Source organism: Rothia sp. HMSC072B04 (assembly GCF_001813725.1).
GTDB lineage: Bacteria > Actinomycetota > Actinomycetes > Actinomycetales > Micrococcaceae > Rothia > Rothia mucilaginosa.
This window is the reverse complement of the sequence record NZ_KV813784.1, coordinates 44,773-67,040: the sequence shown is the minus strand read 5'-3', so window position 1 is coordinate 67,040 and position 22,268 is coordinate 44,773. Positions and strand designations below refer to the sequence as shown.

Here is a 22,268-nt window from a genome sequence, read left to right as displayed (position 1 = left end):
TGCGTCCAAGTTTCGGGGCGCAGTTCAAAACTCAACGGGGGCTTTTTGTATGTGGCATCCTTCAGAAGCCTATTGGCTCACCGGCTTCCGAGCTGGCAACATGCCGATTACTGACCGGGAATCAGGCCGTGAGCAGTAATCAGGAACGGCGGGTTGTGGTTAACAGCCGGGTTAGTCACGTAACCAACACGAGCCGCACGGGTCGGGTGCTTGGGTGCACGCTTCGGCCAGGGCTTTGCCTGCGGGTTCGGGTCCTTCTTGCCCTGCACCATAGCCAGTGCGCTCGCGGCGTTCACAATGCCGGAACCGCAACCGTTCACATCGCAGGTGAGCGGCTTGGAGCTCTGCTTCAGAATCTGCTTTGCACGCTCAGCGTTCAGCGAGGGATCCACGGACTTCATCAGAGCAATCACGCCAGCAACCTGGGGTGCTGCCATGGAGGTGCCGTCGTACTCGGTGTAGCCTGCGCCGGTGGACACGGTGGTACCCAGATCCACGGTGGACATGATGTTGCTGCCGGGAGCGCTCACATCAACAATCTTGCCGTAGTTGGAGAAGTCGCTACGCTTACCGTTCTGGTCGGTAGCGCCCACCACGATCGAACCGCCGCAGTTAGCCGGAGCGACCTTGGAAGTGTCCTGACCATCGTTACCAGCAGCGACAACGAGAATCGCGCCGCGCTTGTTCACTTCAGCAATAGCCTTGGAGTAGGTTGCGGGGCAGGTGCCTTCGCCGCCGAGGGAGAGGTTAATGATCTTGGCGGGGTTGGAGTTCGCAGGAACGCCTTCAACGGTGCCGCCGGCTGCCCAAACCATTGCATCCGCAATGTCGGAGTCGTAGCCGCCGCACATGCCCAGGGCACGCACGGGCAGGATCTTGGTGGAGGGTGCCACGCCGACGATACCGCGCTTATTGTTCATAATCGCCGCGATGGAGCCGGCAACGTGGGTGCCGTGCCAGTTCGACTCGCTTGCCTCTGCATCAGCACCGCAGACGCCCGCTTCTTCCCAGTTGCCCTGGTCGGTCGGGTCGGAGTCGCGGCCGTTGCCGTCACGAGCAATGGAGGGCTCGGTGATGAAGTCGTAGCCGGGCAGGACGTTAGCGTCCAGGTCGGGGTGCTTGACGATGCCGGAGTCAATCACAGCAACGGTCACGCCGGCACCCTGGGTGGTCTTCCACGCTTCGGGGGTAGCCAGACCCTTGGTGCCGTGCAGGTTCCACTGCTGCGGGTAGAGGGTGTCGTTCGGCGCCACAACCTGGTTCGACGCCTGGGCAGCCTGGGCTACCTGAGCGACCTTGGAGTTTGCGGCGGTACGGGTGCGTGCGTTGGAGCGGCGCAGCAGGTCGGGCTCAACCGACGCGACGGAGGGGTTAGAGCTCAGCGCCGCCATGTACTTCTCTGCCTGCTCCGCGGTGAGCTTGGAGGAGAGAGTCACCACGGTTGCCTTCTGAGCGGTGGTGCGTACGTAGCTGGTCTTGATTTTGAAGAGGTCATCGACGCTCTTCACCTCGGAGGTGAGACCCTGGTAGAGGCCGTCGTTCCAGGTGGCAACCTGGGTGCCTGCGGGGCTTGCCCAGTTGATGCCACCTGCGTTCAGAGCGCTGTCGGTGTAGGTGATAACGAATCGGTTGAAGCCTGCCTTCTGCTGTGCGGAGCTTAGGGAGGAAATGGTGGTGTGCGCCTTGGCGCGCTCGGCTCCGTTAGCCTTGGCGGGTGCCGCGAAGGATGCGGGGGCGCCCAGGGTCGTGACGAGTGCTGCGGCGGTGCCCAGGCTCAGCGCGGTGCGTGCGACACCGCGCGCTGAGGGGTGAGTGGTAAAAGACATCGGGGTCCTTTGCGTATGTGAGTGCCGGAAGCGGCAAGTGGGTTGGTCATCCACTCACATAAATGCACCTTCGAGAAAATATTTGCATTCTTTTGCATATTTGCTTGTGAGGAGCGAATAGAAAAAGAAAATGCACATCACTGCATTGATGTGTATTTTTCTCTAAACCCCCGTGCGGGAGTTCATCGGAAGTAGTTTATGTGGTGAGATATCGCTATCCTAGCACCTTTTTCTATGTTTGGCGGGGCTAAAACTCGATAGTGTGGCGTAAATAATGAGATTTTTCTTTCATGTAAATGCAGATAAAGAAATGCCTAGTCGGAATATTCTCGCGACTTAAAGTAGTGATTTAAGTTTTACTCATCTATGCATAAAATGACCTGCATCACAAAGGTTATTTTATTCATAAAGTAACTGAAAAAGGGTGCTAGAGTATCTCACGGTGCGTACCCGTGCACGCACATTGTGGAACCACTTCACAGCACACACAATGCACCAACACCTCACTCTTCCGTATTCACTCGTACCGAGCACACGCCCTCAACGCGAGACGGCAACGCTACGCCGCATCGTGCGCACCCGGTACCACTCACCTCAAGGACGTCCATGCTTCGCATTGCTCGCCCCTCGCAGGCACGCTCCTCACAGCGTTCCCTGCTGAGCTTCGTCACCGCAACCTGCCTGCTCTCGGCAAGCGTGATCCCCGCCGTGGCGGCACCCACCGCGCAGGCTACCCACGCAACCCAGGCTTCTGTGGCGACACAGGCTTCTAACACCACCCAGTCCGCGCCCGTGGCATACAACCGCTTCATCATCACCTACACCGATGAAGCGAAGAACGCCGCCTCCGCTGACGCCACCGCAGACCAGATTGATTGGTCCGCAGCCGCCGGTACCCAGCAGGCAACCTGGAGCGACGCACTCTACGCGGGCATCAGCTCCGAGGTGCAGAGCATTGACGAGCTGCTGAACATTAAGACCAGCTACGTCCGCTCCACCGCGCTGGATGCCAGCGTGGTCACCACCTCCGCGGAGCTCACCCCCGCGCAGGCGCAGCAGTACATGAACGCCCTGAGCGCGAACTCCAAGGTCGCCTCCGTGTCGCCCGATATGCGCCGCTACGCCACCGTGGACAACACCTCGGAGACCGTCAAGATCAACGACCCGAAGATGAACCGCATGTGGTCCCTCACCGGTGAGAAGGGCGTCTCTGCGCTGGAGGCGTGGGGCACCACCCGCGGTAAGGGCGTAACCGTGGCGGTGCTGGACTCCGGCATTACCGCCCACCCGGACTTGGACGTTAACGTGCTGCCCGGCTACGACTTCATTGCCGAGTCGGCGTTCTCCAACGACGGTAACGGCCGCGACTCCGACCCGACCGATGCCGGCAACTGGACCGTAGACAACCAGTGCTTCACCGGTTCGAAGGCGACCGCCTCCGACTGGCACGGCACCCACGTGGCGGGCACCATTGCCGCTATCGCGAACAATAACGAGGGCATTGCCGGCGTGGCACCCGAGGCGAAGATCGTGCCCGTGCGCGTTCTGGGCGCCTGCGGCGGCTTCGACTCGGACATCACCGACGGCATTATTTGGGCTGCCGGTGGTAGTGTGCGCGGTGTCCCCGCAAACCAGAACCCCGCCCAGGTCATTAACATGTCCATCGGTAGCGAGGGCACCTGCACCACCCCGTACCGCCAGGCGATTGCTCAGGCGAATAAGCGTGGCTCCATCGTGGTCGTCGCAGCGGGTAACAACAACTTTGATGCCTCGAAGTCCAGCCCCGGCAACTGCGAGGACGTCATCAATGTGGGCGCAACCGATAAGAACGGCAAGCGCTCCTACTTCTCCAACTACGGCTCCCGCGTGGACGTGAGCGCACCCGGTGGCGACCGCCGCTACTGGGGTGGCGGTATTCTCTCCACCCTGAACGCCGGTAAGACTGCTCCCGGTAAGGCCGACTACGCCGAGTACCAGGGCACTTCCATGGCGGCACCGCATGTTGCCGGTATTGTGGCGCTCATGAAGTCGGTCGACCCGAAGCTGACGTATGCTCAGGCGAAGAAGGCTCTGCAATCCACCTCTCAGGGTGTTGAGTGCGACCAGTCCGCGTGCGGTTCCGGCATTGTGAATGCGGCGCGCGCGGTTCAGCAGGTCCGCTCCGACCGTGAGGCTGCCGATGCCGCCGCGGCTGAGGCGGCACGCAAGAAGGCTGAGGAGGAGGCCGCACGTAAGAAGGCGGCTGAAGAGGCGGCACGCAAGAAGGCTGAAGAGGACGCTAAGCGTCAGCAGGCCCCTGCACCGAAGGTAACCCCTGCACCGAAGGTGACCCCGGCTCCGAAGGCCAGGACCCGCCCGTCCCGCCCGGTGACTCGCCCCTCCTACCCGTCGCGTCCGCGTCACGGCCACACCCCGCGTTACCGCTCCTGGTACGGTGGTGCATCTGCGAACACCTACCCGAGCAGTACTTACCCGAACAATGGCTACCTGAACAATGGTTACTTGGGCTTCGCGACCGGTAATCACCGCTAGTCAAAACTGATTTTAGATACGAAAAGCCCCCGATGAGTTCTCTCATCGGGGGCTTCGCTCTGCCCGTGAACCGGGTCTGGCTACGCTATGGGTAGCTTAGTGCTGCTCGTCTGCCTCGCGGGGCTTCTGCGCGGGGTTGGTGACCAGCGGTTCGTCCTGGGTGACGGGCTCGGCGTCACCGTTCAAGTCGTAGACCTGGGCATCTTCGGGGATTTCCATGGCGGGCGCGCCGGGAATTCGGTCGTAGTCGCCGGTGAGGCTCTCGCCGTTGGCTCCTGCCGTGAGAGCTTCTGCTGTCGCCTCGGCTGCCTCGTCGGTGGCGGCCCTGTCTGCAATCTTGGTGTTGGACGCTCCGGCGCTCAGGCCCTTAGAAATAATCTTGCGCGGTCGCAGGTAGGTCACCCTACCGTTCGCGTCCAGGTTTCCAGCCTTTTTAGCCAGGTTGAAGCTGTTGATAATACCTCGGCTGCAGAAATACTTATCGCACTTGATGCGGTTTCCCCCCGCGAGGGTGAACGCCTCCTCGACCTGCTTAGTGGTCATGGAGGTGCCGTTGACCAGCTGCTGCGCCAGCAGGGCGGAGACGTGCGGTGCCGACATGGAGGTGCCGCTCTCATAGTCGTAGCTGAACTTAGTGTTATCAGGGCGGTCGAGGCTGTTCATGGACAGGGTGAGGATGTCCTCACCCGGTGCCGAGATGTTAACCCTCGTGCCGTAGTTCGAGAATGATGCTCGCGTGCCAGCCTTGGTGGTTGCACCAACCGTGATGACGCCCATGCAGTTGGCGGGCGCGTACTTGGACGCCTCCGTGTTGCCGTTACCTGCCGCGGCGACCACGATTGCGCCCTTGGAGCGTGCAATGTTGATGGCGCGCTGGTACGCGGCGGGGCATTGGGTTACGGTGCCGATGGACATATTGATGATCTTGGCGGGGTAGGCGTTGTCCGGTACTCCGTCAACGTGTCCGCCGGCAGCCCAGATGATGGCGTCGGCAATGTCTGAGGTGCGGCCACCGCATCGGCCCAGTACGCGCACGGGCTGCACGCGGGCGAGGTCGGCAACGCCGACGATGCCCATGCGGTTATTGCCGCGGGCACCGATAATGCCAGCAACGCTGGTGCCGTGCCAGGTGGAGGTGTGGGCGTTCGCCTGGTCCTTGCAGAGGTTGTAGGGTGCGTAGTCGCCTTCATCCCTGGGGTTGGGGTCGCGGCCGTCGCCGTCGCGGGCGCTGAGCGGGTCGCTGACGAAGTCGTAGCCGTTCGCCATGCCGGTAACCAGGTCGGGGTGCGGCACGTAGCCGGTGTCAAGTACGGCGACCTTCACGTTTGCGCCGCGGCGCAGGCGCGCGTTACCGGTGTTCTGAACGCCGGTGGTGGGGTTGGTGAGGTTCCACTGCTTGCTGTACTGCGGGTCGTTGAACTGGAAGGTGATGTCGCCCTCTGCGGCGGGGTAGTTGATGTAGTCGGGCTCGACGGAGGCTACGTCCGGGTCGGAGGCGACCTTCGCCATGAACTCCTTCGCCTCGTTTTTGTTGAGGGTTTTGGAGGTCTGGATGACGGCGTCATCGGTGGAGGTACTGCGCAGGATTTGAGTGTCAACGTTCAGAGATTCACTGGCAACATCAACGGTGTCTTTAACGTCATTAGCAATGTCTTGGATTGCATCCCGATTGCCTTCGTTCTGCTGCTTACGCTGCTTGGCTTCGTTGGTGTAGGTGACGATGAATCGGTCGAAGTTCTGCTGGGGGAGCGTGCCGGGTGCCGCCGCGGTGGGGGTGGTGGGGCGTGCTACGCCGTTGCGTGTGAGGGTGAGGGGGCTGACGGGGCCTTCAACCTGGGGCGCTGCCTGAGCTGCTGCCAGGATGGCTTCGTCGCTGGGTGCCTGCGCGAGGACGGCGGGCAGGTCGCCTCCGAAGAGGATGGCGCCGGCGGCGAGCAGGCTCATGGCTGCGCGTGCGGGGCGCTTGCGGCGGGTGCAGGGGCGAGGAGGTGTTTCGGTGCGCTGCGCGCCGATGTATGGAAGCCTCATCTGGTTCTCCTGATGTAGGTGGTATGCGGACTGTGTGATGTGTACTGGTGTTTCCGTCTGTAGGTGCGCGAGGTGCGTATAGGGTTTTTACGGGGCAGTAAAAGAGGCCTTTTTGGGCGCGCTGAAGTAATGAATGGGGTGAGGGAATAGCGTTTCTTTGACCCTTTTTCGTACCGAAAGAACTCTTTTTTGGACGGTGTGCAACGTACATTTCTAAGGTATCACTTCAAGGTGAACTTGAGGGATTTTTGAGGTGCTTTTCACGGGTTAATGTGCAGAAAATCAACCTCTGGAGGCTGAATAGTGCCCAATGGTTGAGGGTTTATGTAAGTAAAGCTTGAGGGTTGGAGTATACGAGGCAGGATATGCGGCACCTCTTGCTGACAGGGGAGAAAAATAAATGTTTTAACACTATGGTGTAAGCACTGAAATGCATTAAAAATGCAGTTGATAGCAAAAAATAAAAATAGCCCAAAATACGCGTGAAAATAAATAAAAAGCTGGCATCAAACACACGGGACAGCACGCCCCGCCGGTAGACACACAAAGACCGGGGCGGCCACCGCATGGGTGACCGCCCCGGTCTATAGAATCATCAGCACCAGCAAGCTGGCGCTCGCTACCTACTGGAGAAAGCGTCCTTAGGAAGCGTAGGAGCCCAGCAGGCGAACCGCGCCGCCGTCCACGCCCTTAGCGCCCTGCACGTAATCGGGGTTGTTAGCCTCGGGTTCACCGGCGGCAACAACGTCACCCATAATCCAGGAGGGGATACCGCGGTCGTTCAGACGCTTGGTAGCAGCCTCAGCCACGGAGGGGTCAACGATAGCAATCATGCCCACGCCCAGGTTCAGGGTGCGCTCCAGGTCGGCAAGGGGCACGTTGCCCAGCGAACCGATCAGGGAGAAGATGGCGGGAATCTGCCAGGTGGAGCGGTCCACACGACCCTCCAGGCCCTGGGGCAGAACGCGAGCCAGGTTAGCAGCCAGGCCGCCGCCGGTCACGTGCGAGAAGCCGCGTACACCGCTGCCGGTGGTGCCGTCTTCGCCGTTGACGGGGAATGCTGCCGCCAGGTCCAGGCAGTCTGCAGCGTACACGCGGGTGGGTTCGAGCAGCTCTTCACCGATGGTGCGGCCCAGCTCGTCCACCTGGCGCTCCAGACCCCAACCGGCAACGTTCAGGACCTTACGGACCAGGGAGTAGCCGTTGGAGTGAATACCGGAGGATGCCATAGCAATCAGTACGTCACCCTTACGCACGCGGTCCGGGCCGAGCAGCTCGTCAGCCTCAACCAGACCGGTTGCCGCGCCCGCAACGTCGTACTCGTCTTCTGCGAGCAGGCCGGGGTGCTCAGCGGTTTCGCCGCCAACCAGGGCGGTGCCAGCCTGTGCACATGCGCCAGCGATACCGCGCACAATGTCAGCGATACGCTCGGGAACGACCTTGCCGGTGGCAATGTAGTCGGTCATGAACAGCGGCTTAGCGCCGCAGACCACGATGTCGTCCACGACCATGCCGACCAGGTCGTAGCCGATGGTGTCGTGAATATCGAGTGCCTGCGCAATAGCGACCTTGGTGCCCACACCGTCGGTGGAGGTAGCCAGGTAGGGCTTGCGGTACTTGACGAGCTCGGAGACATCGTACAGGCCCGCGAAGCCGCCCACGCCACCAACGACGGAGGAGTTGTGGGTCGCCTTGATAGCGCCCTTCATCAGCTCAACGGCGCGATCGCCAGCCTCTACGTCAACACCTGCGCTCGCGTAGGTTACGGTGGTGGTGTTCTCGCTCATTAGGATTCCTTCGGGGTAGCGGTAGCGGAGGAGTTTGCGGGGATGCGGTCCTGCTCGGTGAGCAGTGCCTCGAGGTCGGCGTCGGGGCCGGGGTTGCACATGCCGATACCGGCATCGTCTTCGGCAATCTGTACTGCGGAGGGGTCGAACTTCGTTTCGAGAGTTTCGGTGCCTTCGCGGGTTTCAATAGAGACTGCCTCGGCGTGCTCGGGCTTGGAGGGAACGGGGCGCTCCACGGTCACCTCAGCCGCCTTACCGGCGAGAGGTCCGCCCTTGCCCTTTTCTCCAGCGTCGAAGAGGGACTTGCCGCGTCGTTCCTCGCTGGGCAGCTCAATCGGGTATTTGCCGGTGAAGCATGCGGTGCACATGTTTTCGGCGGGCTGCTCGGTGGCTGCCATCATGCCTTCCTGGGAGATGAAGCCGAGCGAATCGGCGCCCAGGGAGGAGGCGATTTCGTCCACGGACAGGCCGTTAGCGATCAGCTCCGCGCGGGAGGCGAAGTCAATACCGTAGAAGCAGGGCCACTTCACGGGCGGGGAGGAGATGCGCACGTGCACTTCCTTCGCGCCGGCTTCGCGGAGCATACGCACGAGGGCGCGCTGGGTGTTACCGCGAACGATGGAGTCGTCAATGACGACGAGGCGCTTGCCAGCAACCACGGACTTGAGCGGGTTCAGCTTCAGGCGGATACCGAGCTGGCGAATTGTCTGCGAAGGCTGAATGAAGGTTCGACCCACGTAAGCGTTCTTGACCAGGCCGTTACCGTAGGGAATGCCGGACTCTTCGGCGTAACCAATCGCGGCGGGAACACCGGATTCGGGGGTGGGCATGACCAGGTCAGCTTCAACAGCGTGCTCACGAGCGAGCTGGCGGCCCATTTCTACGCGGGATTCGTAGACGCTACGGCCGGAGATGGTGGTGTCCGGGCGAGCGAGGTAAACGTACTCGAAGACGCAACCTGCGGGCTTAGCCTCTGCGAAGCGCTGGGAACGCAGGCCGTTCTCGTCAATGGTGAGGAATTCGCCGGGCTCCACTTCACGCACGAAGGACGCGCCGACAATATCAAGTGCCGCGGTTTCGGATGCGACAACCCAGCCACGCTCCAGACGACCGAGCACGAGGGGGCGTACACCCTGCGGGTCGCGTGCAGCGTAGAGGGTGTTCTCGTCCATGAAGGTGAGGCAGAAAGCACCGCGCAGGGTCGGCAACAGGTCGAGTGCTGCTTCTTCGAGGGAGTCGAAGTCGTGCTCCGCCAGCAGGGCGGTGACGAGTGCGGTGTCGGTGGTGTTACCCTGAGCAAGCTCACCGTGCTTGGGGGGCTTGCCACCGTTCTTTTCGAGAATACGCTCGTAAAGGTCAGCGGAATTGGTGAGGTTACCGTTATGCGCCAGGCAGAGCGTGCCGTGCGGGGTGGTACCGAGAGTCGGCTGTGCGTTAGCCCAGTGGGATGCGCCGGTGGTGGAGTATCGGGCGTGGCCGATAGCGTGGTCGCCGGGCATGGAGCTGAGAGTGGCTTCGTCAAAGACCTGGGAGACGAGTCCCATGTCCTTGTACACGTGGATACGTTTGCCGTTACTGGTTGCGATACCTGCTGATTCCTGGCCGCGGTGCTGGAGTGCGTACAGGCCGTAGTAGGTTAGCTTTGCCACGTCCTCGCCGGGTGCCCAGACGCCGAAGACGCCGCAGGCGTCCTTGGGGCCGTGGTCAATCGGATCGAGGTCGTGAGTGAGTTTTCCGTCGGGGCGAATCAATTCACTTCTTTTCGACGTTGGGACTGCGGATGCGTCTGCGCAGGCGCAAGACGGACGTGTGTTTCTGTACTCGCACCTGCCTGTGTGTGCGGTAGCATACACCAGACCTTTAAAAGTGTACCGGGTTTCAATGTAGACGTGGTGAAGGATACGCTAAATACCTCAGTATGGACCACTAGAACAGGCAACAAACACGCCAAATTACGAAAACTGCGTGGACCTGCGGGCTCGTAGCAAATTCTAGAAGAGCGGAAGAAGCGCCGATAAATCACTGCGCTCGCCCGACGCATCAAGCGCACCGGCACCCACCGCCTGCTCCCACGAACAAGCACCCAACACCAGCACCGCCCACACGAGCGGGCGCGCCTCCACCACGGACGGCGGGGTGCCGCGCGTATGGCGAGGACCCGCCACGCACTGGGTCACGCCCAGCGGGGGCACACGTACCTCCACACTATTGCCGGGGGCGAGGGTCGCCAGCTCTTCAAGAGTGAAGCGAACGAAGGTCGCGCGCACCGAACGGGGGAGCGCGGCAAACGCCTGCGCCACCTCGGGGCTGTTCAGCAGGTACCCGCCTCGGGCATGTAAATCCGCAGGCTCACCGGCTGCCGCACGCTGCGCCTCAAAGAAAGCACGCACTTCGCGTACCGCCGCCATGCCGTCTGCTTCGGAAGTTTTACGTCGAATCGCCACGATTAGTCCTCTTCCGGGGCGCCGGGAACCAGACCCTCGCGGGTGAAAAGCTCCTCGTGTACGCGCAGCTCGCCCACCTCAACCGGCTTGCCGTCCACGTAGCCGCCGGTCACCGGGTGAACCACCAGCGCAAGTAGGCGCTCGCATTCTTCAGCGCTCAGGTAGCCGCCAGCGGCGAGAGCGCGCAGAGCCACGGCGTACATGGCGCGGTGCGAACCGTCGCTCATCTTCACCACCACGGACGCGCCCGAACGCAGACCAATGCAGAGCACGCCCTCCGCGCCGCCCTTGACGATCGCGTCCAGTTCTTCGCTGAGCACGGTGTCGGGGGATCCGGGTGCCTGAATCAGCTCGGGGTAATCCACCATGGCGGTCGCGACCGTGGAGGCGCGCGCATCCGCCCCGAGGTTGCGGATTGCCGCACCGAGGGTCGAGTAGGCGCGTGCGGTACCGGCCAGGGAGACGGCGTGCACGGGCGCACCGCAGCCGTCAACGCCGATTGCGGCTACGGGCTCGCCGGTGAACGCCTCAATTTCTTCGGTGATGACCTGCTGCAGCGGGTGGGTGGGGTCGAGGTAGTTGTGCAGTGTCCAGTTCTGCGAGCCCTCTTCGAGGTCGCCGCGCTCAAGCTTGGCGGTGCATGCCCACAGGAATGCGGCGTGCTTGCCGGAGCAGGGGTGCGCCAGGGCAGTAGCGGCAAGGTTCGCCTGAACCATTGCCTGGCGTGCCTGCTTGTCGGAGGGGAGCGTGGGCTTGAGCGCCAGGTTTGCCGGGGTGAGCGGGTTGGCTTCGGTGCTGCCCTGGGTGAGTACGTCCTGCACGGCGCGCATCTGCTCGAAGGTGCCTCGATGCGAGCCGCAGGCGATGGCGACCTGGGAGCCGCGCAGGGGTGCGCCCGCCTTCATGGATCCGATGGCCTGCAGCGGCTTGGCGGCGGAGCGCAGGTAGAAGGGCTCGTGAATGTCGCCGAGGGCAAGCTGTACTTCGCCGTCGGGGCCCAGCAGGATGAGGCGGCCGCGGTGGCGTGCCTCAATGAAGTTGTTGCGGGTGAGCTGCGCGAGTTCTACGTCGAAGGTGCTGCTGTGGTCGGTGGTGTGAGTGGTTACCTGTGGGGTGGTGCTGTTGGTCATTCTTCTAGTTTAAACGGGGCGTGCGGCTTGACCCTATTTGTCTCTGGTGGCGCGGAGCTAGGATGGGCTGGCACCGTCGAGGGAGAGCCCTGTGAAGAGATTCACGTTTACTGCGAGTTGAAGCTATGAGTAATTCATTTTTATAATTGAAGTGTGCTCAAGCGCAACGGGTAAGACTAAGGTAAGTGAGTGAGGCGCAGCCCGCACGAACCGAAAAACCCAGCACCGCATAGGACCGACCACGATTGACGCCCGACGAACCATTCTGGCGCCTCGACGTACCGCCTCATGAACATGGCGATGACCAAGGCAGCGGCAGATGAGCAAAACCCCACCCCGTCAATCGATGAGCTATGAGTGTATCCACGGTTCATCATCTCTGACATGCCCCAATATGCAGTCTGAGAACGGGCGTAATGTATCCAGTACGCAATTGATGCAGTCCCGGGGCCTCTATATCTAGGCGAAACTAGTTAGACGTGACCCGGTACGAGTATGCATCGCTTAATGCCCCTTACCCCTCAACTCACTCTTGATTGGTGAGCGGCAAACCATGTAAAGGAGTACATCCATGGCAGAGCAGAACAACACCTCCGCAAACACCTCCGCACAGAACGTCTCCCCCAAGGGTGGCGTGGGCGTGGATTCTGAATTCCACGCAAAGTTCTTCCCCATCCTGGCTCGCGTTGCTTCTGTGACCGCAGTGCTCATGTATGTCTTCTACTTCCCGCAGATTATCGGTAACCTGAACGGTCACAAGGGTGACTGGATCCAGCCGCTGGTCGCTGCGGTGAACTGCACCCTGTGGGTTCTGTACGGTCTGTGGCGCCCCAAGAAGGATGTTCCGATTATCATCGCGAACCTCCCGGGTATTGTCTTCGGTGGTGTGGCTGCCATTACCGCCCTCATCTAGTGCTTTTAGCTTGATTCGGTAGCTTCGGTTACCGCGCTGTGCGGCTCTTCTCTAGCGTGCATTCTTACGAATGTGCCGCTACATGAGAAGAGCCGCATTTTTAGTGAGCCCAGCTCACGTTTTTAGAGTGATACCGGGTACCCTGAATAGCATGAAGGTTTTGGTACTGGGCCCCGGCGGCCGCGAACACGCAATTATTCGAGCGCTTCTGCGCGACCCTGAGGTAACCGAGGTGCACAGCGCCCCCGGCAACGCCGGCATTGCCCAGGATGTTCCCGTCCATGCAATTGATGCGAATGACCCCGCCCAGGCAACCGCCCTGGCACGCGAACTGAACGCCGACCTGGTCGTTATTGGCCCGGAGGCGCCGCTGGTCGCCGGTGTTTCTGACGCACTGCGTGAGGCGGGTTTTGATGTTTTCGGCCCCTCCGCAGCTGCCGCTCAGCTGGAGGGTTCTAAGGCTTTCGCTAAGCAGGTCATGGAAGAGGCTTCCGTGCCGACTGCCCGCGCTTACGTGGCAACGAATGCTGCTGAGGCGCAGGCTGCCCTGGACGAGTTCGGTGCACCCTATGTGGTGAAGGACGACGGCCTGGCAGCAGGTAAGGGCGTTGTGGTGACCGAGGACCGCACCGCAGCACTGGAGCACGCTCAGGCTTGCTTCAACGCTGGCGGTACCGTGGTCATCGAAGAGTTCCTGGACGGCCCCGAGGTGTCCCTCTTCGTCATTTCTGACGGTAAGAACGTTCTGCCGCTGTCCCCGGCTCAGGACTTCAAGCGCATTTTTGACAACGATGAGGGCCCGAATACCGGCGGTATGGGCGCCTACACCCCGCTTCCCTGGCTGCCCGAGGGCTTCGTGCAGGAGGTCGTGGAGAAGGTTGCCCGCCCGACCGTGGCTCGTATGGCTGAGCGCGGCACCCCGTTCGTGGGTGTGCTCTTCTGCGGCCTGGCTGTGACCAGCCGCGGCGTGCGCGTTATCGAGTTCAACGCCCGCTTTGGCGACCCGGAAACCCAGGCGGTTCTGGCGCGTCTGCGCACCCCGCTGGGTCAGCTGCTGCGTGCGGCTGCTCGCGGTGAAATTTCTGAGGGTACCGAGCTGGATTGGGATCCCCGCACCGCAGTGGACGTGGTTATGGCTGCTGAGAACTACCCTGACACTCCCCGCAAGGGTGATGTTATCTCCGGTCTGGATGAGGCGAATGCTCTGGAGGGCGTGCACGTGATTCACGCGGGCACCGTGGTTTCCGGCGAGGAAATCCACACCGCCGGCGGCCGCGTGCTGGCCGTCGTGGCGCTCGGTGAGAACCTGGGCGCCGCCCGCGACGCCGCCTACGAGGGCGTTCGCGCTATCTCCTGGGCTGGCGCGCAGTACCGCACCGATATCGCGCTGAAGGCTGTGGAGAACCGCATCCACATTCCCGCTCCGCGCGGCTAAAACCTAAGGTGACCGGCTTCCCCGCTTGAGGGTGGGGAAGCCGGTCGCTTCTTTGCCACTCGCTTCTTGCCGCCTCAGCTTTTCCCGGGTTCATTTCCTCAGCTCGGGGTGTTGTCGGCGGCGAACGGGGTAGGTTGGGCTCTCAAGATTGTGCCGTATTGATGACTGATGGCACTATCGGGAGCCGCGCCTGTCGCGGTATTGTAATTACACAGACTTTTTGCATCCACATCACACCACCTCATCAGGAGAAATTCTCATGACTTCTCGTTCTAACCCCGTGGAAATCCCGGGCTGGACTCACATTTATTCCGGCAAGGTCCGTGACCTGTACGTTCCGAATGAGGAACGTTTTGACGCTACCGGCTTGACTGTCAATGATGACGCTGAGCTGCGTGCCGGTTCGGTCATGGTTGTTGCCTCGGACCGTATTAGCGCGTTTGACCGTATTCTACCCACCGAGATCCCGGATAAGGGCAAGATTCTGACTCAGATGTCCCTGTGGTGGTTTGAGCAGCTTAAGCAGGTTCCGAACCACGTGTTGTCCACTGACGTTCCGGATGTTGTGGCTGGTCGAGCAATGATTTGCCGCTCCCTGAACATGTTCCCGGTGGAGTGCATTGTGCGCGGTTACCTGACCGGTTCGGGTTTGGCTGTGTACAACGAGACTGGTGAGATTGCTGGCGTGAAGCTGCCTGCGGGTCTGGTGGATGGTTCCCGCCTGGACACCCCGATTTTCACTCCGACCGGTAAGGCTGAGGTGGGTGAGCATGATGAGCTGGTGACCCGTGAGGAGCTGTACGCTGAGGTTGGTCAGCCGGTGGGTGAGCGCCTGGAGGAGCTGAGCCTGAGCCTGTACACCACTGCGGAGAAGATTGCTCGCGAGCAGGGCATTATTCTGGCGGATACCAAGATGGAGTTCGGTACCGATTCGTACCGCGGCGAAATCACCCTGGGTGATGAGGTGCTGACCCCGGACTCTTCGCGTTTCTGGGATGCGACCCAGTACGAGCCGGGTCGTGCACAGCCGAGCTTCGATAAGCAGTATGTGCGTGACTGGCTGCGTTCCCCGGAAGCGGGTTGGGACGGTTCGGATAACGTGCCGCACCTGCCTGAGGAGGTTGTGGAGAAGACTCGTGCCCGTTACGTTGAGGCGTATGAGCGTCTGACCGGCACGAAGTTCTAAACTCAATATTTCGGACCGAATAAGTCTTTGAGATAGCTAAAGGGCGGTGCCCCGGAAGGTCATTCTTCCGGGGCACCGCCCTTTAGCTATGTGGGGTTATGAGGTTGAGTGGCACATCCTAGCCGGCGTGAATGTTCTCGTGGCACAAATCTTCGTGCAGAATATCCCGCGCCGGATGCTGCCGCGCCCGCTCTTCCGCAGCACGGTCAGACAGCGAATAAAACCACGTAATGTGCTCGCACACCCGCTCATAGGCTGCCTGCTCATCGTGAGAGGCAATCGCCTCAATAATGCCGTAATGCTGCTGCTGCAACGTGCGCTTGACCGCATCCCAATCCTTTAGGAAAGGAACCGCCTCCTGCACATAACTCATCGTCGCCATGTGCAGAGAGTCAATAACCGTATCAAGCACAATATTGCCGCCGAGCTTCGACAGCTCATAGTGAAAACGCGTATCGCAGAAGTGGAAGCGCTCATCGCTGATCTGCTCATCCATCTCTGCCAGATGCACGCGCGCCCGCTCCAGCGCCGCCGCACGCTCCGGAGTGTCCGGCGCGGCAGCTGCCGCACGCGCCGCAGGGCCCTCCAGCAGCAAGCGGGTTGAGACAACGTCCTTCACCGGCAGGCTACGGGTCGCAATGTGCATGCGCAGCGCCCAGCTGAGCGCATCCGACGGCTCAGAAATGATAATCGCGCCCGACTTCGGTCCCGAACCCGTGCTGGAACGAATCAGACCCAGCGCGTTCAGAACCCTCAAACCCTCACGGACCGAGGGGCGGGAGATACCGTGCCGTGCCGCCAGCTCACGCTCGGAGGGGAGCTTATCGCCCACACGCAACTCACCCAGGCGCAGGCGCCGCTCAAAGGTCTCCAGAATGATGCTGTAGCTGCGGTCCGCCAGAATCGGCTGGCGCTCAACCACAGGGGGCGCCTCTGCAGGCTGGGTGTCGTCAAAAGAACGAGGCATACTCTCTCCTGATAACGAGGCGGATAACGAAAAGAAGTCTCGACTCAGCATGTTCTCCCAAACTATTGGGGCAACCTATCGAGTCATAAGGGGCATAAAAAGCGGGGCGGCGATACCGGAAAGGTACGCCGCCCCGCTGTGGCCTCCGGTCAAACCGGGGCGAATGTCCTACTGTTCGTGAAGCGGATGCTTCAGGAACTCTCTAAAACCTGAGCTTCAGATTAGGGAATCATGAAGGACAGCACGTTGGTCTGCAGGAAGACCAGGACGCAGACGAACAGGAGCATAGCGAAGGACCAGGGGAGGACAGCCTTGAGGATGTCGGATTCCTTGCCTTCCATGTCCACGGAGGTAGCAGCAATAGCCAGCGACTGCGGGGAGATCATCTTACCGACCACACCACCGGTGGTGTTAGCAGCCAGCATGAGCTCGGGGGTTGCGCCGTGGATACCTGCCTGCTGCAGGTTCTCAGCAGCAGATACCTGCAGCTTGGAGAACAGTGCGTTCGCGCTGGTGTCCGAACCGGTCACAGCGGTACCAATCCAGCCCAGAGCCGGTGCGAGGAATGCGTAGACGGTGCCCAGGCCTGCCAGGTAGGTACCCATAGCGATGGTCTGACCGGAGAAGTTCATGACGTATGCCAGTGCCAGAACCGAAGCAATGGTCAGGATGGACCAGCGCATGCGGTAGACAACGGAACCGAATTCGGTGAAGATCGCCGGGAACTTGAAGGCGTAGCGGCCCTTCTCGTTGAAGAAGAAGTAGATAACAGCAACAACCAGGCCGGAGATGATCAGCAGGGTGCCGGGGTTGGACATCCAGGTGAAGTTGTAGACAGCGTCCTTGACGGGCTTGCCGTCAGCGGTGACGAGGCGGGAGCTCAGAGCCTGGATGTCAATCTTGATGACGAAGCTCTTCAGCCATGCCTTCAGGCCGGCGTGCAGGTTAGCAATACCGAAGATTGCGACAACGATGACGTAGGGCAGCAGTGCCATCCAGACGCGAACGGCGGGCAGAGCTTCCTTCTCTTCAGCCTGTGCGGGCAGACCGTAGCGTTCACGAACGCCTGCGACGCCGCGCGGCTTCCAGAACTGCAGGAAGACAACAGCAACACCCATGGAGACGATGCAAGCAACAACGTCGGTCAGGTTGTATGCGGGGGTAGCAGCGGTGACCCACTGTGCAATTGCGAAGGAGACACCGATGACCAGTGCGGGCAGCCAAGCGTCCTTCAGGCCCTTCATACCGTCGAGGATGACGAGCAGGATGAGCGGAACGAGCATTGCCAGGAACGGAGCCTGGTGACCAACGATGGTTGCGATAACGTGTGCGTCCTTGCCGCCAACGTCAGCTGCGGTGGTAATCGGGACAGCAACTGCGCCGAATGCCACGGGTGCGGTGTTAGCGATCAGAACGGTGACAGCAGCCTTAAGGGGCTTAACGCCCAGGGAGAGAATCATGGTTGCGGTAATTGCAACGGGAGCGCCGAAGCCAGCCAGTGCCTCGAGCAGACCGCCGAAGCAGAATGCGATGAGGATAGCCTGGATGCGCAGGTCGCCGCCGCCGAGGCGGTCGAAGACGCGGCGCAGATCTTCAAAGCGGCCGGAAAGGACGGTGATCTGGTAGAACCAGATTGCACCGAGGATAACCCAGCAGATGACCAGGCCGTAGATGCCACCGCGGACGGCGCTCAGACCGGCGAGGTCAGCGGGCATGTGGAAGCCCAGCGCTGCTACGAGGATGGATGCTGCCAGTGCCACGAGTGCGGACCAGTGAGCGCGTGCCTTAACGCCCAGTAGCATCACAAAGAAGGTGAGGAGGGGAATGGTTGCCACGAGCGCGCTGAGGCCGAGGCTACCTCCCACTGCATTGGTTACAGCGGTATAAGTTTCCACTGGAACTCCTTTGGTTCAGGGTGTGTCTTGTGTGTGGTCAGACCATAGATAATCCCGCTGGGGAACGGGTCATTGTTTCCCATGCGGGGATGTGGTCAGACCATTGATCGCATGTTTAGAAGAGTACCGGATAATGTGGTGTTTCACCAAAAGTGACCTGACTCATTTTTGTGGAAGGCGACCGGAACCTGGGCTCGCTTCCAGTGAAACTGCCGAAATATTGCGGTTCTGATAGTTAATTCCAGGTTCTGAAACTCGAATATTTTCAGATACATCACGAGTTGGGTGTATGGGTCATTGGTTTACCCAGGGGAGAGTCTTCATTTGGACGCATATACCCGAAAAGAATGTTGTTTTAAAAAGGAAAAGCCCCATAAAACAACCATAAAATCTTCAGAACGGCGGATTTCTAGGGGGTTTATGGTCCACTTCTGTGTGTTTGATAAATGTTCAATCTGCGAAAAGAATATAGGGGTCTTACGGGGGGTGCATGGGAGATGAGGTCACATGTACCGGAAGGTAGGGAAATATACCTTAAGGTCAGGTCGACCTAACCGGTTATTTAACAAGGAAAGTATGTGCTATTCCAACTAGAGAAAAGCCGCCCAACGGTGTTAAATGGCTAGAAAGATAAAAGACATCACCACGGTTTCTGATCCCACCGCATCCCACCTCCACTTGGGGCGCGCACATTAGCCGGAACCATCCGGCCCAGCTTCCCCGACTCAATACATCTGAGTCGCTTCTTTGGAAGACCGAACTTGTTCGGACTGTGCCCCGCCTGCCCCAGACGCAGGCGGTGAGACCGAGAAACTCTGAACACAGAGGAAAGGACGGACAAGTCATGCGCATTGCACTCTTCTCCACGTGCATCGTTGACGGCATGTACCCCCGCGTAGCACGCGCCACCGTCGAAATTCTTGAGCGCCTGGGCCACGAGGTTGTCTTCCCCCCGAACCAGACCTGCTGCTCTCAGATGCACGTCAACTCGGGCTACTTCGATGACGGTTACGAAGTCATCAAGAACCACGTTGAAGCTTTCGACTCCTGGGACTGGGACGTAGCTGTTGCACCCTCCGGCTCCTGCGTTGCTTCCCTGCGTCACCAGCAGGCAATGGTCGCACGTAGCCGCGGCGACGAAGCGCTGGCTCTGAAGGCAGAGCAGATTGCTTCCCGCACCTTCGAGCTTTCCCAGCTGCTAATCGACATCCTGGGCATCACCAACGCTGCCGAGCAGCTCGGCTCCTACTTCCCCGAGCACGTCACCTACCACAGCTCCTGCCACGGTATGCGTATGCTCGGCCTGGGCACCCGCCAGCAGGACCTGGTCCGCACCGTCGAAGGCATCAAGTACACCCAGCTCGAGGGCATGGACCAGTGCTGCGGCTTCGGTGGTACCTTCTCCTTCAAGAACGCTGACGTCTCCGGCGCAATGGTCAACGACAAGGCAGACAACGTTGAAGCAACCGGTGCTTCCGTCTGCACCGGCGGCGACTGCTCCTGCCTGATGAACATCGGCGGTGCGCTGATGCGTCGCGGCTCGGACGTTCAGACCATCCACTTCGCTGAGATCCTCGCATCCACCAAGGAAAACCCGCTCAAGATTAACTCCGAGCGCGTCGAGCTCTCGATCGGCTAAGGAAAGATAAGACCTCATGACCGCTATTCAGCTTGGTATGCCCAAGGTCGTTCACTACGGCGAGGGCAACATTTTCGAAGAAACCCCCTTCCCCAAGTACGCGAAGGAAGAGCTCAAGAACGAGCAGCTACGCGCCAACCTGCGCTTCGTGACCCACGCGATCCGTAACAAGCGCGCACGCGTCACCGCAGAGGTGCCCGACTGGCAGGACCTGCGTAACACCGGTGAGTCCGTCAAGAACTACGTTCTGGCGAACCTGCCCGAGCTGCTCGAACAGTTCGAGCGTAACTTCACTGCCGCAGGCGGCCACGTGCACTGGGCACGCAACGCCACCGAGGCGAACCAGATTGCTCTGGACCTGATTCGCGAGCAGGGCGTGGACGAAATCATCAAGATTAAGTCCATGGCAACCGCAGAGACCGGCCTGAACGAATTCCTCGAGGAAAATGGCATCAACGCTATTGAGACCGACCTCGCGGAAGAAATCGTCCAGCTCGGCCACGACCGCCCCTCCCACATTCTGGTGCCCGCAATTCACCGCAACCGCCGCGAAATCCGCGACATCTTCCTGCGCGAAATTGAGGGTATTAACCCGGACATCACCGATGAGCCGGCAGAACTGGCAGAGGCATCGCGTAACCGTCTGCGTAACAAGTTCCTGAACACCACCGTGGCAGTCTCCGGCACCAACTTCGGTATTGCCGAGACCGGTACCCTGACCATCGTGGAGTCCGAGGGTAACGGCCGTATGTGCCTGACCCTGCCCGACACCCTCATTACCTTCATGGGTATTGAGAAGATTCTGCCCACCTTCCAGGACTACGAGGCATTCCTGCAGCTGCTGCCCCGCTCCTCCACCGGTGAGCGCATGAACCCCTACACCTCCATGTGGACCGGTGTGACCCCCGGTGACGGCCCGCAGAACATGCACGTCATCCTCATCGACAACGGCCGTACCGCCGTTCTGTCCGACGAGCTGGGCCGCCAGGCACTGCGTTGCATCCGCTGCTCCGCTTGCATGAACGTGTGCCCCGTATACGAGCGCGCAGGCGGTCACGCCTACGGCTCCACCTACCCGGGCCCCATCGGCGCGATTCTGTCCCCGCAGCTCTCCGGTATCGAGGCTGCAGAGAACAACTCCCTGCCGTACGCATCCTCCCTCTGTGGCGCATGCTACGAGGTCTGCCCCGTGAAGATTAACTTCCCCGAGGTCCTCGTGCACCTGCGCGCTAAGGACGTCGAGTCCAAGCACGCTATCCGCGAGTTCGAGGGCAACAAGAAGGCTCCCTTCTCGCAGATGGACGGCATGATGCTCGGTGCGAAGAAGCTCTTCACCTCCGGCAAGATGATGTCGATTGCAGAACGTGGTCTGCCCATGTCCCGCCTCATTAGCGGCCGCAAGCACAAGATCACCGCTGTTCCCGGTATCGTCGGCGGCTGGACCGCTTACCGCGACATCCCCGAGCCCCCCAAGGAATCCTTCCGCAACTGGTGGAAGAAGGAGAAGGGCCAGGCTCCGGCACGCGATAACGCACAGCGCGTTGACATTCAGGCCCTCATCGAGGCCAACAAGGGTAAGGCAGCTGAAGCGGCTGCAAACGCTAAGGCTGCTCAGGAAGCCCGCGAAGCTAAGGAGAACAACTAATGTCCTCTGCTAAGGAAGATATCCTCGCACGTATCCGCTCGTCCCTGGCTGACGCACCCGTCGCCCCCGAGCCCGTACGTAACTACCGCCGCGTCAGCGAGCTGAACGAAGAGCAGACCATTGAGATGCTCGTCGACCGCCTCATTGACTACAAGGCAAACGTGTTCCACGCGAACAAGGAGAACATCTCCGAGGTCATCGCAGAACGCCTGGGTGAAAAGTCCACCTACGTGGTTCCCGAGGGCCTGAACATGGAGTGGCTGCCGGCTGACACCGCTGACCGCAAGCGCGTCACCGACTCCGGTAGCACCCTCAAGCCCGGCTGCCTGTCCCTGAAGGAACTGGACGCAGTTGACGCTGTGGTGACCGGTTCGACCGTCTCCTGCGCAGAGACCGGCACGATCTTCTTGAACACCAACCCCGATGAGGGTCGCCGCGCCATCACCCTGGTGCCCGACCACCACATCTGCGTGGTGCCCCGTTCCACCGTGGTGGAGCTGGTTCCCGAGTCGATCGAGCGTATCACCTACACCCGCCCCGTGACCATGATTTCCGGTCCGTCGGCAACCAGTGATATCGAGCTGATCCGCGTGGAGGGCGTGCACGGCCCCCGTACCCTGGACGTCATCATCTACGACGCCTAAGGTAAAGCGCCAGAAGGCAAACCTCTAAAGAAACCGCCCGAGAGCTAAGGCTCCCGGGCGGTTTCTTTATGCCCTCTCGGCTTCTGCATCTTTCAGAGCTAGAGAGCGGCGGAGAAGATAAGCGAACGGTGGCGGGCCCATGTTTCCCGCCACCGTTCTGTGCTTTATAGGGTGGTGTATCGACGGTTAGCGTCGTA

Annotated in this window: 15 protein-coding genes; 7 read left to right on the top strand and 8 right to left on the bottom strand. The window is 60.5% G+C overall.

Going from position 1 to position 22,268, the window contains the following annotated elements; genetic code table 11:
• Nucleotides 1-107: 107 nt before the first annotated feature.
• Nucleotides 108-1,826 carry a S8 family peptidase gene (locus HMPREF2928_RS00580; protein ID WP_049327450.1) on the bottom strand — a complete coding sequence of 573 codons (1,719 nt, stop codon included), beginning with the start codon at nucleotides 1,824-1,826 and terminating at the stop codon, nucleotides 108-110.
• A 606-nt stretch (nucleotides 1,827-2,432) separates the two neighbouring features.
• Here HMPREF2928_RS00580 and HMPREF2928_RS00575 point away from each other — a divergent pair.
• Nucleotides 2,433-4,358 (top strand): S8 family peptidase, encoded by a 1,926-nt coding sequence (locus HMPREF2928_RS00575; protein ID WP_070686971.1) that lies wholly within the window; start codon nucleotides 2,433-2,435, stop codon nucleotides 4,356-4,358.
• A 96-nt stretch (nucleotides 4,359-4,454) separates the two neighbouring features.
• Here HMPREF2928_RS00575 and HMPREF2928_RS00570 read toward each other — a convergent pair whose 3' ends face one another.
• From HMPREF2928_RS00570 to HMPREF2928_RS00550, 5 genes are all read right to left on the bottom strand, one after another.
• Nucleotides 4,455-6,386, bottom strand: a complete 1,932-nt coding sequence (locus HMPREF2928_RS00570; RefSeq protein WP_070686969.1) for a S8 family peptidase — start codon at nucleotides 6,384-6,386, stop codon at nucleotides 4,455-4,457.
• Nucleotides 6,387-7,027: 641 nt separating this feature from the next.
• Nucleotides 7,028-8,173: a phosphoribosylformylglycinamidine cyclo-ligase gene (gene purM, locus HMPREF2928_RS00565; RefSeq protein WP_070665959.1), complete on the bottom strand. Its 1,146-nt coding sequence runs from the start codon at nucleotides 8,171-8,173 to the stop codon at nucleotides 7,028-7,030.
• On the bottom strand, nucleotides 8,173-9,924 hold the full coding sequence (gene purF / locus HMPREF2928_RS00560) for an amidophosphoribosyltransferase (RefSeq protein WP_070686967.1): 1,752 nt from the start codon (nucleotides 9,922-9,924) through the stop codon (nucleotides 8,173-8,175). Before purF ends, purM begins: the two co-directional genes overlap by 1 nt.
• 240 nt (nucleotides 9,925-10,164) lie before the next feature.
• Nucleotides 10,165-10,581, bottom strand: a complete 417-nt coding sequence (locus tag HMPREF2928_RS00555; protein WP_049349865.1) for a sterol carrier family protein — start codon at nucleotides 10,579-10,581, stop codon at nucleotides 10,165-10,167.
• Between the two features lie 38 nt (nucleotides 10,582-10,619).
• Entirely contained in the window at nucleotides 10,620-11,747 is a 1,128-nt protein-coding gene (locus HMPREF2928_RS00550) for an asparaginase (RefSeq protein WP_070686965.1), read from the bottom strand.
• Between the two features lie 571 nt (nucleotides 11,748-12,318).
• Between HMPREF2928_RS00550 and HMPREF2928_RS09210 the strand changes: the two genes are divergently transcribed.
• The 3 genes from HMPREF2928_RS09210 to HMPREF2928_RS00535 all read left to right on the top strand — a co-directional run bounded on the left by HMPREF2928_RS09210 (nucleotide 12,319) and on the right by HMPREF2928_RS00535 (nucleotide 15,281).
• A complete protein-coding gene (locus tag HMPREF2928_RS09210; protein ID WP_171840176.1) occupies nucleotides 12,319-12,660 on the top strand; it encodes a hypothetical protein in 342 nt (113 codons plus the stop codon).
• A 151-nt stretch (nucleotides 12,661-12,811) separates the two neighbouring features.
• Complete coding sequence (gene purD, locus HMPREF2928_RS00540; RefSeq protein WP_049340963.1) at nucleotides 12,812-14,095, top strand: phosphoribosylamine--glycine ligase; 1,284 nt, start codon at nucleotides 12,812-12,814, stop codon at nucleotides 14,093-14,095.
• A gap of 259 nt (nucleotides 14,096-14,354) precedes the next feature.
• Nucleotides 14,355-15,281 (top strand): phosphoribosylaminoimidazolesuccinocarboxamide synthase, encoded by a 927-nt coding sequence (locus HMPREF2928_RS00535; RefSeq protein ID WP_070686963.1) that lies wholly within the window; start codon nucleotides 14,355-14,357, stop codon nucleotides 15,279-15,281.
• Nucleotides 15,282-15,399: 118 nt separating this feature from the next.
• Here HMPREF2928_RS00535 and HMPREF2928_RS00530 read toward each other — a convergent pair whose 3' ends face one another.
• Both HMPREF2928_RS00530 and HMPREF2928_RS00525 read right to left on the bottom strand, forming a co-directional pair.
• On the bottom strand, nucleotides 15,400-16,248 hold the full coding sequence (locus tag HMPREF2928_RS00530; RefSeq protein WP_070686961.1) for a FadR/GntR family transcriptional regulator: 849 nt from the start codon (nucleotides 16,246-16,248) through the stop codon (nucleotides 15,400-15,402).
• A 221-nt stretch (nucleotides 16,249-16,469) separates the two neighbouring features.
• Entirely contained in the window at nucleotides 16,470-18,143 is a 1,674-nt protein-coding gene (locus HMPREF2928_RS00525) for an L-lactate permease (protein WP_070686959.1), read from the bottom strand.
• 844 nt (nucleotides 18,144-18,987) lie between these two features.
• Here HMPREF2928_RS00525 and HMPREF2928_RS00520 point away from each other — a divergent pair.
• The 3 genes from HMPREF2928_RS00520 to HMPREF2928_RS00510 are packed head-to-tail and all read left to right on the top strand — an operon-like array spanning nucleotide 18,988 to nucleotide 22,071.
• Complete coding sequence (locus HMPREF2928_RS00520; protein ID WP_005504630.1) at nucleotides 18,988-19,782, top strand: (Fe-S)-binding protein; 795 nt, start codon at nucleotides 18,988-18,990, stop codon at nucleotides 19,780-19,782.
• 16 nt (nucleotides 19,783-19,798) lie between these two features.
• Nucleotides 19,799-21,427 carry a lactate utilization protein B gene (locus tag HMPREF2928_RS00515; protein ID WP_070593815.1) on the top strand — a complete coding sequence of 543 codons (1,629 nt, stop codon included), beginning with the start codon at nucleotides 19,799-19,801 and terminating at the stop codon, nucleotides 21,425-21,427.
• Entirely contained in the window at nucleotides 21,427-22,071 is a 645-nt protein-coding gene (locus HMPREF2928_RS00510) for a LutC/YkgG family protein (RefSeq protein WP_049347182.1), read from the top strand. The genes HMPREF2928_RS00515 and HMPREF2928_RS00510 overlap by 1 nt, the downstream gene beginning before the upstream one ends.
• Nucleotides 22,072-22,268 lie beyond the last annotated feature (197 nt).